12 protein-coding genes are annotated in these 14,849 nt (G+C 67.0%); 4 read left to right on the plus strand and 8 right to left on the minus strand.

Going from position 1 to position 14,849, the window contains the following annotated elements:
• The first annotated feature begins 154 nt into the window (after positions 1 to 154).
• Positions 155 to 1,906: an ABC transporter permease gene (locus AC3WVS_RS29435; protein ID WP_492321455.1), complete on the plus strand. Its 1,752-nt coding sequence runs from the start codon at positions 155 to 157 to the stop codon at positions 1,904 to 1,906.
• Positions 1,907 to 1,913: 7 nt separating this feature from the next.
• On the plus strand, positions 1,914 to 3,245 hold the full coding sequence (locus AC3WVS_RS29440) for an ABC transporter ATP-binding protein (RefSeq protein ID WP_492321456.1): 1,332 nt from the start codon (positions 1,914 to 1,916) through the stop codon (positions 3,243 to 3,245).
• Between the two features lie 10 nt (positions 3,246 to 3,255).
• Here the strand turns inward: AC3WVS_RS29440 and AC3WVS_RS29445 are convergent, their stop codons facing one another.
• The 5 genes from AC3WVS_RS29445 to AC3WVS_RS29465 form a co-directional block, all read right to left on the minus strand.
• Entirely contained in the window at positions 3,256 to 5,652 is a 2,397-nt protein-coding gene (locus AC3WVS_RS29445; RefSeq protein WP_492321457.1) for an FUSC family protein, read from the minus strand.
• A 50-nt stretch (positions 5,653 to 5,702) separates the two neighbouring features.
• Positions 5,703 to 7,517 carry a M61 family metallopeptidase gene (locus tag AC3WVS_RS29450; protein ID WP_492321458.1) on the minus strand — a complete coding sequence of 605 codons (1,815 nt, stop codon included), beginning with the start codon at positions 7,515 to 7,517 and terminating at the stop codon, positions 5,703 to 5,705.
• 76 nt (positions 7,518 to 7,593) lie between these two features.
• A complete protein-coding gene (gene acuI / locus AC3WVS_RS29455; RefSeq protein ID WP_492321459.1) occupies positions 7,594 to 8,598 on the minus strand; it encodes an acrylyl-CoA reductase (NADPH) in 1,005 nt (334 codons plus the stop codon).
• Between the two features lie 112 nt (positions 8,599 to 8,710).
• The gene (locus AC3WVS_RS29460) at positions 8,711 to 9,469 is read right to left on the minus strand and encodes a DsbC family protein (RefSeq protein ID WP_011616111.1); all 759 of its coding nucleotides are present in this window, start codon (positions 9,467 to 9,469) and stop codon (positions 8,711 to 8,713) included.
• 51 nt (positions 9,470 to 9,520) lie between these two features.
• Complete coding sequence (locus AC3WVS_RS29465) at positions 9,521 to 10,816, minus strand: UbiH/UbiF family hydroxylase (protein WP_492321460.1); 1,296 nt, start codon at positions 10,814 to 10,816, stop codon at positions 9,521 to 9,523.
• Between the two features lie 112 nt (positions 10,817 to 10,928).
• Here AC3WVS_RS29465 and ychF point away from each other — a divergent pair, with 112 nt between their 5' ends.
• Positions 10,929 to 12,020: a redox-regulated ATPase YchF gene (gene ychF, locus AC3WVS_RS29470; RefSeq protein WP_492321461.1), complete on the plus strand. Its 1,092-nt coding sequence runs from the start codon at positions 10,929 to 10,931 to the stop codon at positions 12,018 to 12,020.
• Between the two features lie 223 nt (positions 12,021 to 12,243).
• Positions 12,244 to 13,512, plus strand: a complete 1,269-nt coding sequence (locus AC3WVS_RS29475) for a tyrosine-type recombinase/integrase (protein WP_492321462.1) — start codon at positions 12,244 to 12,246, stop codon at positions 13,510 to 13,512.
• A gap of 208 nt (positions 13,513 to 13,720) precedes the next feature.
• On the opposite strand, the gene AC3WVS_RS29480 is transcribed toward AC3WVS_RS29475, so the two are convergent.
• The 3 genes from AC3WVS_RS29480 to AC3WVS_RS29490 all read right to left on the minus strand — a co-directional run bounded on the left by AC3WVS_RS29480 (position 13,721) and on the right by AC3WVS_RS29490 (position 14,651).
• Positions 13,721 to 13,975, minus strand: coding sequence for a hypothetical protein (locus AC3WVS_RS29480; RefSeq protein ID WP_492321463.1), 255 nt, complete (start codon positions 13,973 to 13,975; stop codon positions 13,721 to 13,723).
• Positions 13,976 to 14,185: 210 nt separating this feature from the next.
• Positions 14,186 to 14,419: a helix-turn-helix transcriptional regulator gene (locus AC3WVS_RS29485; protein ID WP_492321464.1), complete on the minus strand. Its 234-nt coding sequence runs from the start codon at positions 14,417 to 14,419 to the stop codon at positions 14,186 to 14,188.
• A gap of 31 nt (positions 14,420 to 14,450) precedes the next feature.
• Positions 14,451 to 14,651, minus strand: coding sequence for a hypothetical protein (locus tag AC3WVS_RS29490; protein WP_492321465.1), 201 nt, complete (start codon positions 14,649 to 14,651; stop codon positions 14,451 to 14,453).
• Between the last annotated feature and the right edge of the window lie 198 nt (positions 14,652 to 14,849).

A 14,849-nucleotide genomic window follows, 5' to 3' on the forward strand; every position in this document is an offset into this window, starting at 1 on the left:
AAACTAGACCGCCATGCCGGGCGTTACAAAGGGATGCGCGCCGCCCGGCGTGAAGCCGGCGGCATGCGGGCTTTGCCATTGTCCACCGGGGCCGCGAATCAGGGCTGGGCCACAAGCCTTGCCATCCAAGCTCGATACAGCCCGAGAAGCGCCCATGATGCCACCCGCCGACCGCCGCGCGGCCCCGCCCGCCCCTGGCTTTGACAGCCAGCTGCTGCGCGCCCCGCCCAACCGCTTCGACCTGGCCCTGCTGCCGATCATCCTGGCCGTGATCGTGATGATCGCGTTCGCCGCGCAGCAGATGAACGCCCCGTTCCAGCCCGACCAGCAGCTGGCGGTGCACCTGGACGTGGCCTACCTGCCCTACTACCTGATGCGCACCAGCATCCGCATGCTGGCGGCGCTGGCGGCGTCGCTGCTGTTCTCGCTGGCGTTTGCCGCGCTGGCGTCAAAGAGCCGCACAGCGGAGAAGGTGCTGGTGCCGGCGCTGGACATCCTGCAGTCGATACCCGTGCTGGGCTTCCTGTCGATCACCGTGACCGGCTTTATCGCCCTCTTTCCCGGCAATATCGCAGGGGTGGAGTGCGCGGCCATCTTCGCCATCTTCACCTCGCAGGCGTGGAACATGGCGTTCAGCCTGTACCAGTCGTTCCGCACCATCCCGGGCGATTTGCTGGAAGCGGCGGCCATGTTCCGGCTGTCGCCGTGGCAGCGCTTCTGGCGCCTGGAAGTGCCGTTCGCCATGCCGGGGCTGCTGTGGAACATGATGATGTCGATGTCCGGCGGCTGGTTCTTCGTGGTGGCGTCCGAGGCGATCTCGGTATCGGGCCACGACATCCGCCTGCCTGGGATCGGCTCCTATATCGCGCTGGCGATCCAGCAGCAGGACCTGGCCGCGATCGGCTGGGCCATCCTGGCGATGCTGGCGGGCATCCTGCTGTACGACCAGCTGCTGTTCCGCCCGCTGGTGGCATGGGCCGACCGCTTCCGCTTCGAGACCCTGGCGCAGGACAAGCTGCCGCAGTCGTGGCTGCTGGACCTGCTGCGCCGCTCGGCGTGGGTGGGTGCAGTGCTGGCACAGACGGCGGCGCTGGCCGGGCGCACGCTGGCGTGGGGCGCGCGCCGCGGGCAGGCCCCGGCGCAGCCGGACAATCCGCGGCGCGCGCTGTGGTTCTGCCGCGTGCGCGACGCCGTGATCGTGCTGGTGGCATTGGCCGCGTTGCTGCGCGTGGGCTACTTCGTGCACAGCGAGGTGGGCTGGGCCGAAGTCGGCCATGTGCTGTGGCTCGGCACGATCACGATGGTGCGCGTGGTGGTGCTGATCGCGCTGGCGGCGCTGGTGTGGGTGCCGATCGGCATCCGCATCGGCCTGAACCCGGAACTGGCGCGCATTGCCCAGCCGATTGCGCAGTTCCTGGCCGCCTTCCCGGCCAACCTGATGTTCCCGCTGGCGGTGATGCTGATCGTGCGCTTCGGGCTGAACCCGGAGATCTGGCTGAGCCCGCTGCTGATCTTCGGCACGCAGTGGTACATCCTGTTCAACGTGGTCGCGGGGGCGTCGGGCATTCCCACCGAACTGAAGCTCGCCGCGCGCAATCTCGGCCTGCGTGGCTGGCTGCTGTGGAAGCGCTTCCTGATCCCCGCGGTGTTCCCGAGCCTGCTGACCGGGCTGGTGACGGCCGCCGGCGGCTCGTGGAACGCCAGCATCGTGTCCGAGTACGTGACCTGGGGCGACCGCACCATCGTTGCCACCGGGCTCGGCAGCTATATCGCCGAGACCACCGCGCGCGGCGACTTCCCGCGCATTGCGCTGGGCATAGTCGTGATGGCGCTGTTCGTGGTCGGCTTCAACCGGCTGCTGTGGAACCGCCTGTATCAACTCGCGCAAGAGCGCACTCGCTTGTAAGGCAACGATGGCAGAGAACATTGCATCCACCGCCGCCCCCGCCGTGATCGAGCTGCGCGGCGTCGGCAAGATCTTCCGCACCGCCAGCCAGAGCGACCGCGCCGTGCTCGAAGGCGTGGACCTGACGCTGCGCGAGGGCGAGATCGTCGCCATGCTGGGCAAGTCCGGCTCGGGCAAGTCCACGCTGTTGCGCATCATGGCCGGGCTGGTCGGCGCCGACCGCGGCGAGGTGCACTTTCGCGGCGAACGGCTGGCCGGCACCGCCGAGGGCATCGCCATGGTGTTCCAGTCGTTCGCGCTGTTCCCGTGGCTGACGGTGCAGCAGAACGTCGAGCTGGGGCTCGAAGCCCAGGGCGTGCCCAGGGCCGAGCGCGAGCGCCGCGCCGAGGCCGCGATCGACATGATCGGGCTGGCCGGCTTCAACAGCGCGCTGCCGCGCGAGCTGTCGGGCGGCATGCGCCAGCGCGTGGGCATTGCGCGCGCGCTGGTGACCGAGCCGGACCTGCTGCTGATGGACGAAGCCTTCTCGGCCCTGGACGTGCTGACCGGCGAGACCCTGCGCGACGAGATGCTGGCGCTGTGGGAAAGCGGCCGTGCCAATATCAGGAGCATCCTGATCGTCTCGCACAATATCGAAGAGGCGGTGATGATGGCCGACCGCATCGTGATCCTGTCGAGCGACCCGGGCCGCATCCGCGCCGAAGTGCCGGTTGCGCTGCCGCGCCCGCGCAACCGCGACAGCGCGCAGGTGCGCGCGCTGGTCGACGAGATCTACGCGCTGATGACCGCCCCCGCGGCGGAAGCGCGCCTGCCCGCGCAAGCGCCCGCGCGCCAGATCGCCTACCGGCTGCCGGACGCCGACATCAGCCAGATGGAAGCCATCCTCGACCTGCTGTGCGAGGCACCCTTCAACTGCCGCGCCGACCTGCCCCACCTGGCCGACGAAGCCGGCCTCACCGACGACGAACTGCTGCCTGCGTGCGAAGCGCTGCAGCTGGTGCAACTGGTGTCGATCGAGCGCGGCGACATCGCCGCCACCGAGGCCGGCCGCGCCTGGTACGCCGCCGGGCCGCAGCAACGCAAGGCGATGTTCGGCCAGCAGTTGCTGGGCAACGTCGCACTGGCCGCGCATATCCGCCGCGAACTGGTGGCGAGCGAGGCCGGCGAGATCCGCGAGGAACAGGTGCTGCACGAACTGGAGCAGTTCCTGAAGCCCGCCGAGGCCGAGCGCGTGCTCAGCGTGGCGATCGGCTGGGGGCGCTACGGCGAGATCTACGAGTACCGCTACAACAGCGGCATGCTGACACTGCCCGAGGAAGAGCTGCCCGAGGCGCCGTAAGCCACCAGGCTCAGACGCGCGCCCGTATGGCGCGCCCGATGGCCCCCGTGCGCAGCGCGATCTTGGCCGCATCCTCGCGCAACGCGCGCAGGCGGCGGTCCAGCACCGCATTGGCCGGACGGCCGGTGGAGCTGGCGGTGGGACCAGCCTCATGGCTGGATTCGCCGGCGGCGGCCGCGTGCACCAGCACGTCGGTGCGGCGCTTGTCGGCGGAATCGGCCAGGCGGGCGCGGCGTTCGGCAACGGCATCCTCGGCGGCCTCGGCGACTTCGGCGCTGACGGTGGCCGCCACTGGTTCGGCACCGGCGACAGCTTCAGCGGGGGTTTCGTCCGCCTTGTCCGCGGCGGCAGGCGCTGCCTCCTTGCGTTCCACCGGCGTTTTCCCGCTGCGGACAAAGCCCGCGCCACGGCCGCCGCCCCGCTCATCGGCATGCAGCCGCTCGCTGGCCACCTGCAGGCTGTGGCTGGCGGCCTCGGTGGCCTGCTCGATCGCGGCTTCCGCGGCCGGGATATCGAGTTCGTCATAGTGCTGGCGCACCTGGATGCGCGCCGCCGCCACGTGCGCGGCCACCAGGTAGTTCTGCACGATAAAGCGGTTCAGGTTGTCCACCGCGCGGTGCCGGCTCTTGGGCTCGTCCAGCATGCGCTGGAACGACGAGATCAGCGCCGACAGGTTGTCCATGAACTGCTTGCGCTGCACGCGGTAGGCAAAGTCATCCTTGGTCCGGCGCAGCAGCAGGTCGCGCGTGGCGCCGATATAGCGGCGGTTGGCCTGCAGCACGCCCTCCACCAGCTTGGGGATGGCGCGGTATTCCCAGCTCGGCAGCACAAAGCTGAACAGCGAGGCGATGATGCCGCCGATCACGGTATCCACCAGCCGCTCGCCCGCCACCGTGGGACTCCCCGGCATCAGCAGGTGAATCTGGATCAGCACCTGGATGCAGGCGGCAATCGCGGTGTAGCGGTACTTGATGGTCACGAACGCTGCGCTGGCCACCAGCGACAGGAACAGCACGCCCAGCAGGATCAGCGGCTGGTGCACCACCTTCAGGATCGCGACCGAGACCACGCAGCCAATCAGCGTGCCGATCAGGCGGTCGTTGTAGCGCTGCTTGGTCATGCTGAAGTTGGGCTTCAGGATGACGATGATGGTCAGCAGGATCCAGTAGCTGTGCGACACATAGGGCAGGTGCTCGGCAATCCACAGCCCCAGCGACACCGCCATCGAGATCCGCAGCGAGAAGCGGAACGCCGGCGAACTCCACTTCAGGTTGTCGCGCAGCACGCTGAACTCATACTTCTGGCGCGTCAGGAACGGCGTCATGTCCGAGCCGGGCAGCACCCTGGCCGGCTCCACCGGCGTGCGCGACGCTTCGTGCAGCTGGCCGACCAGCGTGATCGCGCCGCGCATCATGTCGAGCGTATCAACCAGCGCCGTCATCGCCGCCGGGTTGATATGGTGGTGGCGAAATTGCTCGATCTCGGCCTCGACCGCGCGCAGGCCCTGGCGATATTCCACCGTGGCGTACGAGGCGCGGCCGCGCGTGACCTCGTAGGCGATCTCTTCCACGTCCTTGCACATCTGCAGCACCAGCCCGCGCAGGTGGTCCAGCACCGGCGTGCCGGCAAAAGTCTGGCGCAGCAGCGGATAGTCGGTGTTGGTCGACAGGATGTACTCGTACAGGTCGAGCATGCGCAGGTGCACCTGCACCAGCAGCCCGTCGTGCGGGGTGCGGTTGCCGCGCAGCACCAGGTCGCGCGCGGCCTGCTGGCGCTCGGCCACCACGATCTGCTGGCGCACCAGCTGGTTGAACTGGGCCTCGTAGTCGTTGCCGGCATCGTAGAAGCCGGCCTTGATCTCGAGATAGCCGGCCAGCTCATACAACGATTCGGCCAGCACCTGCTGCTTGGTGCGGCGCTCGGTGATCCAGCTCACCAGCATCGCATAGCCGAGATAAGCGACCGCGCCGATGCTGAACAGCGCCGCGTGCTCCAGCGCGCGCCGCACCAGGAAGTCTTCGTTGATGGTCAGCGTCATCACGAACAGCGCCGCGAACTGCAGCGGCAGCGTCTTGTTGCCGTACACCGTCATCATGCCGGCCAGGAACGTCACCAGCACCAGCAGGAACGGCATCACGCGCGGGAACGGCGTGGCCAGCGCCACCACCAGCGTGACCACGCTGCACAGCAGCACGCTGGCCATCATCTCGTTGAACTTGTGGTTCAGCGGGCTGGGCAGGTCCATCAGGCTGGTGCACAGCGCCCCCATCGACACCACCATCGCGGTGGGCAGGTCGCTGAAGTGCAGCGCGATCAGCGTGGCGCCGATCACCCCGGTGGCCGAGCGCAGCCCCCGGTAGATGTAGTGCGAATACAGGAAGGTGCGGGGATCGTGCGCGTATTGCATGCAGCGGGGGCGATGGCGTGCGGTGGCGGGTGTGGCAGCGGAAAACTAGTTCACTGGCCCAGCCAGCGCGAGCGCGCCGCGTGCCGTCCGCTCTCGAGCTTCACCTTGAACTGCGCAACCGGCTCGCGTGCCAGCGTCACCGGCAGCACCTGCAGCTCGTCGCGGCGGAAGGCGTGCAGCTCGATGCGGTCGCCGCTACGGTAGCGCGCCAGCAGCTTGTCGATCTGGCCCGGCGCCACGCGCAGGCCGTCGATCGCCACCAGCAGGTCGCCGGCGGACAGGCCCGCGGCCTGCGCGGCGCCGCCGTCGAACACCTGCGCCACGCGCACCCAGCCCTCATCGCTCTTGACCTTGATACCCAGCGCCGCGGTGCGCGCCGGCTTCTGCGCCTCGGCCTTGATGCCGAACACCTTGAACAGCGCCGGCAGCGGCAGCTCGCCGGTGCCTTCGGTCAGCGAGCGCAGCAGCGGCCCCATGCGCAGGCCGGTGACTTCATCGAACAGCGCATGGACCTCGGCCTCGGTCACGCCGCGCTGCACCGCGCCCGGCGCGTAGAAGCCGCGGCCGTAGCGGCGCCACAGCGCGCGCATGACATCGTCCAGCGAGCGTCGCCCGCGGGTCTTGTCGCGAATGGTCAGGTCCAGCGCCAGCGCCACCAGCGAACCCTTGGTGTAGTAGCTGACGATGGCGTTGGGGGCATTCTCGTCCTGGCGGTAGTACTTGGTCCAGGCATCGAAGGAGCTTTCCGCCACACTCTGCTTGGTGCGGCCGCTGCCGCGCAGCACGCCGTTCCAGGTCTTGGCCAGCATCTCGATGTATTGCTCGTCGGTGATGCAGCCGGAGCGCACCAGCACCAGGTCGTCGTAATAGCTGGTGAAACCCTCGAACAGCCACAGCAGCGGCGTGTAGGTTTCCTCGGCCAGCCGGTACGGCACGAACGCGGCCGGCTTGATGCGCTTGACGTTCCAGGTGTGGAAATACTCGTGGCTGCACAGCCCGAGGAAGGTGCGGTAGCCCTCGCTGGTATCGCTGTCGCCGCGCACCGGCAGGTCATTGCGCGCGCATATCAGCGCGGTGCTGGCGCGGTGTTCCAGGCCGCCGTAGCCGTCGCTGGTGACCATCGTCATGAAGACGTAGCGGCGGTTGCTGTCCAGGAACGGCGCCTGCGCGGTCTTGGGCTCGAACAGCCGGATCTGCTGTTCGCAGATGCGCTTCAGGTCGCGGCACACGCGCTCGAGGTCGAGCTGCGGCACGCGCCCGGTGAAGACCACGTCGTGCTGCGCGCCGCAGGCGCGGAAGCTGGCCAGCTGGAAGGTGCCCATCTCGACCGGATGGTCGACCAGCTCATCGTAGTCGGCCACCTGGTAGCGGCCGAAGCCGTAGCGCTTGGCGCCTGCGCGGCCCGGCGCTTCGCGCATGGCGGTGGCGACGCGCCAGCCGCGATAGGCCTCGCCGGCGGGCGCATGGATATCGACGGTGCATGGCCGCTCGGCCTGCCCGTCCACGCCCAGGAACACCGAGCTGCCGTTGAAGAAGCCGTGGGTGCTGTCCAGGTGCGCCGCGCGCACCGACAGGTCCCAGGCATAGACCTCGTAGCTGAGCGTCAGCGGGCCGTCGGCCAGGCTGACTGGCGCGGCCTGCCAGCGCTGCTTGTCGAGCTTGGTCAGCCTGACCTCGCGCCCGCCCGCATCGGCGCGGATGCGCACGATATTGCGCGCGAAGTCCCGGATCATGTAGCTGCCAGGGATCCAGGCCGGCAGCGAGAAACACTGGCCGGCGGGATCGGGCTCGCTCACGGTGACGGTGACGGCAAACAGGTGCGCTTCAGGCTGAAGCGGGGCGATGGCATAGCGGATCGGCGTCATGGGCAGGATTGTAACGTCGGCGCTAGGACACGGATGCAGCGCCGACGCGGTGGTGCATCAGGGCGACGGTGCGCGATCAGCCGCGATTCACATCCACCACCACGCGCCCGCGCATGCCGCCTTCCATGATCTTGCGGCCCGCCTCGATCGCATCGCCCAGGCCGATCTCGCGCGTCAGCGCATTGAGCCGGTCCGGCTCCAGGTCGCCGGCCAGGCGCTGCCAGGCCTGCTCGCGCAGCGGCATCGCCGCCATCACGCTGTCGATGCCGTGCAAGGTGATGCCGCGCAGGATGAACGGCGCCACCGACCCCGGGAAGTCCAGGCCCTGCGCCAGCCCGCACGCCGTCACCACGCCGCCGTAGCGCACCTGGGCGCAGGCATTGACCAGCGTGTGCGAGCCGACCGAGTCGACCACCGCGGCCCAGCGCTCCTTTTGCAGCGGCTTGCCGGGTACGCCCAGCTCAGCACGGTCGATCACATCATCGGCGCCCAGCGCCTTCAGGAAATCCGCCTCCCGGGTCTTGCCGGTCGAGGCCACCACCTTGTAGCCGAGCTTGCTCAGCAGCGAGATCGCCACCGTCCCCACTCCGCCCGAGGCGCCGGTCACCAGCACCTCGCCATCGCCGGGGCGCACCGGGCCGTTGACGCCGCCGCGCTCCAGCGCCAGCACCGACAGCATCGCGGTATAGCCCGCGGTGCCGATCGCCATGGCCTGGCGCGTGGTGAAGGCGTCGGGCAGGCGCACCAGCCAGTCGCCCTTCAGGCGCGCGCGCTGCGCCAGGCAGCCCCAATGCGTCTCGCCCACGCCGTAGCCGTTGAGCACTACCTTGTCGCCAGCCTTCCAGCGCGGGTGCGCGGATTCCAGCACCGTGCCGGCGCCGTCGATGCCCGCCACCATCGGCCACTTGCGCACCACCGGCGAGCGGCCGGTGATCGCCAGTCCGTCCTTGAAGTTGATGGTGGAGTAGTCGACGGCAACCAGCACGTCGCCGTCGGCGGGCAGTTGCGCGTCGTCGAGCGTGGCGATACTGGCCTGGGTGGCGCCGTCGGCCTGGGTCAGCAGCAATGCCTGGAAGGTCATGGTGTCTCCTTTGTCGCCTGTCGGCGATCGCATGGGATAAGGGGATAGGCAGAAAGCAGAACGGCCGGACAAGTCCGGCCGTCGATCGGGCCGGTACAGGTCCGGCGCGCGCTTATTTCTTGATGCTGGCGAGCTTGCGTTCCAGCGTGGCGACGTCTGCCGCGCCGGGGATGCGGGTGCCGTCGGTGAAGAACACCGCCGGAGTGCCGGTCACGTTCATGCTGTGGCCCAATGCCAGGTTCTCTTCCAGCGGGGTCTTGCAGCTGCCGTTGCCGGTCAGCGCCACCTGCTTGAGCATCCAGTCGCGCCAGGCCTTGGTGCGGTCGGACGCGCACCAGACCTGCTTGGCCTTGGTTTCGGAATCCGGCGACAGCACCGGGTACAGGAAGGTGTACACGGTGATGTTGTCCATTTGCTGGAAGGTTTGCTCGATGCGCTTGCAATAGCCGCAGTTGGGGTCGGAGAACACCGCCACCTGGCGGCTGCCATCGCCCTTGGTCCACTTGATCGCGCGCGCCAGCGGCAGGTCCGACCACTTGATGCGGTTGATCTCGGCCAGCCGCTCCTCGGTCAGGTTGGTGCCGGTGCGGGTGTCGATCATCTCGCCGTTCAGGATGTAGCGGCCCGAGGCGTCGGTGTAGACCACCTGCCCGCCGATATTGGCCTCGAACAGGCCCGGCACCGGGGTCTTGCTCACGCTCTTCACCTCCGCACGGCCGCCCACCATCTTCTGCAGCGACTCCTTGATGCGGTCGGTGCCGGGCTCGCCCGCGGCCATGGCATGCAGCGCGAAGCCCGCCGCGGCCAGCCCGCCGGCGATGGCGGTGATCGCGGCGCTCATGGCGGGGCGGCGGCGCAGGAATGGGAACATGTGGACTCCAGAGTATTCGGTAAAGGGATCGGAACGTTGGTGCGGCCGCGGTCAGCCAAGCGCGCGCGCGATCAGGAAGCGCTTGAGCAAGGACTGGCCGCCGACCGCGCGCATGCCGGTGTTGCGCACCACGCGCGCGACGCCGCCCGGCAACGAGAACAACCGGTGCAGCCCGTCGGTGGCCGCGGTCAGCGCAAGCAAATCGGTGGCGCGGGCGCGCTCGTAGCGGCGCAGCAAGCGCAGGTCGCCCTCGCTGCGGAAAGGTTCTTTGTCGGCCATCACGCGGCCAAGTTCCGCGACATCGCGCAGGCCCAGGTTCATGCCCTGGCCGGCCAGCGGATGCAACACGTGGGCGGCGTCGCCCACCAGCGCCACGTGCGGCTGCACGAACTGGTCGGCACGCTGCAGCACCAGCGGGAAGCCCTGCGCCGGGGTCACGCAGCGCAGCGCGCCGAACTGCGCGCCGACCGCGCCGCTGGCGCCCTGCATCACCGTGGCGGCGAGCGCCTCGGGCGACAGCGCCAGCAGCTCGCGCGCGTGGGCGTCTTCGGCGGCCCAGACCATCGACACATGGTTGTCCGGCAGCGGCAGTATCGCCAGCACTTCTCCGTTGGCGGGTTCCTCGTCGGCCATCAGCTTTTCGGGCGCGCCCAGGAACCACTGCCACGCGGTTTCCTGGTGCGGGCGCTCGCAGGCGAAATTGGCGACCACGCCCAGCTGGCGGTACTTGCGCGTGCTGACGCCGATGTGGCATTGCTGGCGCAGCCAGGAGCGCGCGCCGTCGGCACCGACCACGCAGGCCGTGCGCAGCTTCTCGCCATTGCCCAGGGTCAGCGTGACGCCGTCAGGATCGCGCTCGAACGCGCTCGCCGTGGCGTCGTGCCAGGTCACCTGGTGCTGGAAGCCCAGCGCCGTGTCGAGCGCGCGCTCGACGTGGCTGGATTCGATGATCCACGCCAGCTGCGGTACCGCGGCCGCGTAGGCCGAGAAATGCAGGTCCCCGTCCAGGCTGGGCGAGGTCTCGGCCGCGCTGACATCGCCGAACACGCGCATGTCGCGCACCGGCTGGATCCGCGCCGGGTCCAGCGCCTCCCACACCCGCATGCGCTCCAGCAGCGCCTGCGAGCTGGCCGAGAAGGCGTAGATGCGGCTGTCCCAGTCATCCGGCCCCGCCGCCGTGCGGCCGCTGGCGCGGGGCGGCCTGGGCGCGACCAGCGCCACGTCCATGCCCTGCTGGGCCAGCAGCAGCGCGCAGGACTTGCCGACGATGCCGCCGCCGACGACAGCAACCTGGAAAGCGGAGGAGTTGCGCGCAGACGGGCGCGCGGACGCGTGGGATCGGGTCATGGCTGGATTATAGCCACGTCACTCCTGGCCCCGCCCCACGCCGGCTCAAGCCGGCCGATGGCGAGGCCCCCATCCGCTAGAATACGGGTTTTGCAATTTCCCGCCTTCTACCATGAGCCTCCAATGCGGCATCGTCGGCCTGCCCAACGTCGGCAAGTCCACGCTGTTCAATGCCCTGACCAAGGCCGGCATCGCCGCCGAAAACTACCCGTTCTGCACCATCGAACCCAATGTGGGCGTGGTCGAAGTGCCGGATCCGAGGCTCGCCAAGCTGGCGGAGATCGTCAAGCCGGAGCGCGTGCTGCCGGCCACGGTCGAGTTCGTCGATATCGCCGGCCTGGTGGCGGGCGCCTCCAAGGGTGAAGGCCTGGGCAACCAGTTCCTGGCCAATATCCGCGAATGCGACGCCATCACCCACGTGGTGCGCTGCTTCGAGGACGATAACGTGATCCACGTGGCCGGCAAGGTGGACCCGCTGTCGGACATCGAAGTGATCAACACCGAACTCGCGCTGGCCGACCTGGCCACCGTCGAGAAGGCCCTGGCCCGCTACATCAAGCCGGCCCGCGCCGGCGACAAGGAAGCCCTGCGCCTGGTCGCCGTGCTGGAAAAGGCGCAAGCCGTGCTGGACCAGGCCAAGGCCGTGCGCACCCTGGACCTGGCGCCCGAAGAGTGGGAAGCCATCCGGCCGTTCTGCCTGATCACCGCCAAGCCGACCATGTACGTCGCCAACGTGCGTGAAGACGGCTTCGAGAACAACCCGCACCTGGACGCCGTGCGCGAGCACGCCAAGCTGACCAATTCCCCCGTGGTGTCCGTCTGCGCCGCCATCGAAGCCGAGATCGCCGACCTGGACGACGCCGACAAGGCCGAATTCCTGGCCGACCTGGGCATGGAAGAACCCGGCCTGGACCGTGTGATCCGTGCCGGCTTCAAGCTGCTCGGCCTGCAGACCTACTTCACCGCCGGCGTCAAGGAAGTGCGCGCCTGGACCATCCACGTCGGCGACACCGCCCCCAAGGCAGCCGGCGTGATCCACACCGACTTCGAACGCGGCTTTATCCGCGCGCAGACCATCGCCTATGAAGACTTCATCAGCTTCAAGGGTGAGACCGGCGCGAAGGAAGCCGGCAAGATGCGGGCGGAAGGCAAGGAGTATGTGGTGAAGGATGGGGATGTGATGAACTTCCTGTTCAACGTCTAAGCCAAAGCTATCGTTTCGGGATGTATCACGACATCTCGCAACCCACCAGAAAGCCCAGCATTTGCTGGGCTTTTTTGTTTCCTGCCGTCTCATGTGACTTCTTGTCACATCATAGAAAACCGGGTACAAAGGCGGGTATAGGATCGCCGTACCCGGTCGCCACTAGAAACCCATACCCGGTTTCCTGTCGAGTACCGCGCCCCGCCTAGATTTCGAGGCCGCCATGCTCACCGATACGCAGTGCCGTAACGCCAAACCCAAGGACAAGCCCTATAAGCTGACCGACGGGAACGGCCTCTACCTCGAGGTCAAGCCGAATGGCGTCAAAGCCTGGCGGTACCGCTTCGAACTGGTCTCAGATGGCGCCCGCAAGGAAAACCTATTTGCCATTGGCGAGTATGTGTACGCACCGACTGGGGAAAGTCCGGCGCAGGCGCAAGCTCGCCGCGGCGGCGCACGTTTCACCCTGGCAGAAGCCAGGGAGGAACGCACCAAAGCTCGAGCCCTAGTTAAGCAAGGGATCAACCCGGCGCATCACCGACAACTGGAGCGCATTCAGCGAGTCCAAGCATCCGCCATGACCTTTGAAGCGGTAGCACACGAGTGGCTGGCGTTGAAGGATTGGGAACAGAACACAAAGGATCGGCGCCTAGACATGCTTGCCAGGGTGGTGTTTCCGAAGATCGGGCGCTTGCCTGTCGACTCGATCAAGCCGGCGCACATCCTGGATGTCCTGAAAGCCTCAGCCGAGAAGAACGGCCCCACCGTAGCGGCCGAAGCCAAGCGCACTATGTCAGGCGTATTCGAGCTCGCGGTGTCCACGCTGCGGGCCGAGGCTGACCCGGTGTACCCCGTTCGAAAGGCGCTTCCTGCCAACAAAACCCAGCACAAGCGCCCCTTGGATACCAATGAAATCGGGGGGCTGCTCCGCGATCTGGATGGTTACGAACGAAATTTCCAGACCGTAGCAGCCTTCCGCCTGATGTGGATGACCCTCTGCCGGCCAAACGAGGTGGTCGGCGCCCGCTGGGGTGAGATGGATCTCGACGCCGGAGTCTGGCGCATCACCGCCGAGCGTATGAAAAAGCGCAAGGAGCACGTCGTTCCGCTGCCGCGGCAAGCAGTTGAAATACTGCGCGCCCAGCAGGCGTTCACTGGCCGCCATATGCACGTGTTCCCCAACCGGGACGATCGCACATTGCCCATGACCGATGCGACGTTACGCCAGGCACTCAAATACCTGGGCTGGTCGGGTAAGTACAGCCCACATGCGACTCGGACCACTGGCAGCACGCGCCTGAACGAATTGGGCTATTCCGCCGATTGGATCGAGCGGCAGCTTGCCCACACTGAACCAAATACAGTCCGGCGGACGTACAACCACGCCGACTATCTGGCTGATCGCACGACGATGATGCAGCAATGGGCCGACATGCTGGATTCATGGAAAGAAGGGGCAAAGATTTTGCCGATCGGCGCCAAATCGGCCTGATTGCTAACGAGCCACACCTAGGCTGACGAGCTGAAAACCGGGCACCGTGCCCGGCTGGCGTGGTTTCCCAACAGTAGGGCGTGCGCTTAGGGGGTGCATGAGTAAGCTACTTGAATTGAAGCAATGGGTATCTATTGAAGACGCCGTTCGCCATCTCTCCGCCCTTCTCGGGGAAGTCATCAGTGACGCAGACATCCTGCAACTTGCGCTAGACGGACATCTGAAAATATCTGCCCGCTTCGTCAATCACACAATGGCCAAGCCATGCAGGCGCGTTCCCATCGGAAAGGCCACCGTAGTGCCTGGTATTGCGGGCGGCGAGGTTGTCCTTGGCATTCGCATCAGCGAGGAAGAAGTACTCGAGATAGATGACGACATCACAACGCTGAGCGGCGTTTGGGATTTGCCAATGATCGGGGGGGAACAGCTTAGCGTGAAAACCGAATACCAGCAGCGAACCCACGGGCCCGGCATCGAGCTCATCTCAATTGACGGCGCTTTCGTCGAGGATTGGAACGGAACGATTTATCAACTACAAGAGGAACTGGAAGAGCGACGAAGCAGGGATCCCAAGCACCCATACAGGCATGAACGCTCGTACTACCCCCCCAGTGAATTACCTGGCGACTGCGTTCTTGTTGTACGGACGGCAAACCGATCCATCGGCAGGCAACTATTGCGGGGTGGCATTTCGGCTTCCGGTATTCGGTGGGGGCGGCAGGTCAGAAACGGGGCGCGACTCCGCCCATTCCTCTACCTCGCGCATGAGCCAGGCGACACGTCGCGCCGAAAGCATCCGTGGCTTCGGAAACTCCCCTTCCCGTATGAGCTTCTGAATGCTGCTATCCGAAAGGGATAGGAGCGTCGCCAGGGTTGGCAAGTCCACAAAAATCGGCTTTGTCACCATCGCGGCCCTTCGATTTCGCAGCCCATAGTCGTCACGCTGAATCGCGCGGGCGCCCCCGGCCCTTGGGCAGGCCGCCGCGGTTCTGCTTCGCCCAGGCGATCACCTCGCCGGCGAACCAGCGCTTCTGCGCGTGCCGGCTCGCCGTCGGCTGGATGGGCACCGGGAACGCCGGCCGGGTGACGACGTTCTTGCTCACCGTGTCAGCAGACAGCCCGGCGAACAAACGGCCCATTGGATCTCAGTGGCCACGCTGCTTTCGCTCTGGCCAGAGGCCGATCATCCGTATTCGTCGCAAGGGTTACGTGACTACCTGGCGCACCTGCCGGAGAGTCGGGAATTTTGGGACAGTGTCGCCCGTCATGGGCTATAGTCGGCTCGCGATTTCTTGCCAGAGGAATTGGCCAGCAGTCGGCCGCGACGCCGGGACGGC

The organism is Cupriavidus sp. CPT47-8839-RL05A, from assembly GCF_058792255.1.

Bases quoted from the DNA above. Each gene is read 5' to 3' on its own strand.
- AC3WVS_RS29435 (WP_492321455.1), top strand. From the start codon at position 155: ATGATGCCACCCGCCGACCGCCGCGCGGCCCCGCCCGCCCCTGGCTTT.
- AC3WVS_RS29440 (WP_492321456.1), top strand. From the start codon at position 1,914: ATGGCAGAGAACATTGCATCCACCGCCGCCCCCGCCGTGATCGAGCTG.
- AC3WVS_RS29445 (WP_492321457.1), bottom strand. From the start codon at position 5,652: ATGCAATACGCGCACGATCCCCGCACCTTCCTGTATTCGCACTACATC.
- AC3WVS_RS29450 (WP_492321458.1), bottom strand. From the start codon at position 7,517: ATGACGCCGATCCGCTATGCCATCGCCCCGCTTCAGCCTGAAGCGCAC.
- acuI (WP_492321459.1), bottom strand. From the start codon at position 8,598: ATGACCTTCCAGGCATTGCTGCTGACCCAGGCCGACGGCGCCACCCAG.
- AC3WVS_RS29460 (WP_011616111.1), bottom strand. From the start codon at position 9,469: ATGTTCCCATTCCTGCGCCGCCGCCCCGCCATGAGCGCCGCGATCACC.
- AC3WVS_RS29465 (WP_492321460.1), bottom strand. From the start codon at position 10,816: ATGACCCGATCCCACGCGTCCGCGCGCCCGTCTGCGCGCAACTCCTCC.
- ychF (WP_492321461.1), top strand. From the start codon at position 10,929: ATGAGCCTCCAATGCGGCATCGTCGGCCTGCCCAACGTCGGCAAGTCC.
- AC3WVS_RS29475 (WP_492321462.1), top strand. From the start codon at position 12,244: ATGCTCACCGATACGCAGTGCCGTAACGCCAAACCCAAGGACAAGCCC.
- AC3WVS_RS29485 (WP_492321464.1), bottom strand. From the start codon at position 14,419: ATGGTGACAAAGCCGATTTTTGTGGACTTGCCAACCCTGGCGACGCTC.
- AC3WVS_RS29490 (WP_492321465.1), bottom strand. From the start codon at position 14,651: ATGGGCCGTTTGTTCGCCGGGCTGTCTGCTGACACGGTGAGCAAGAAC.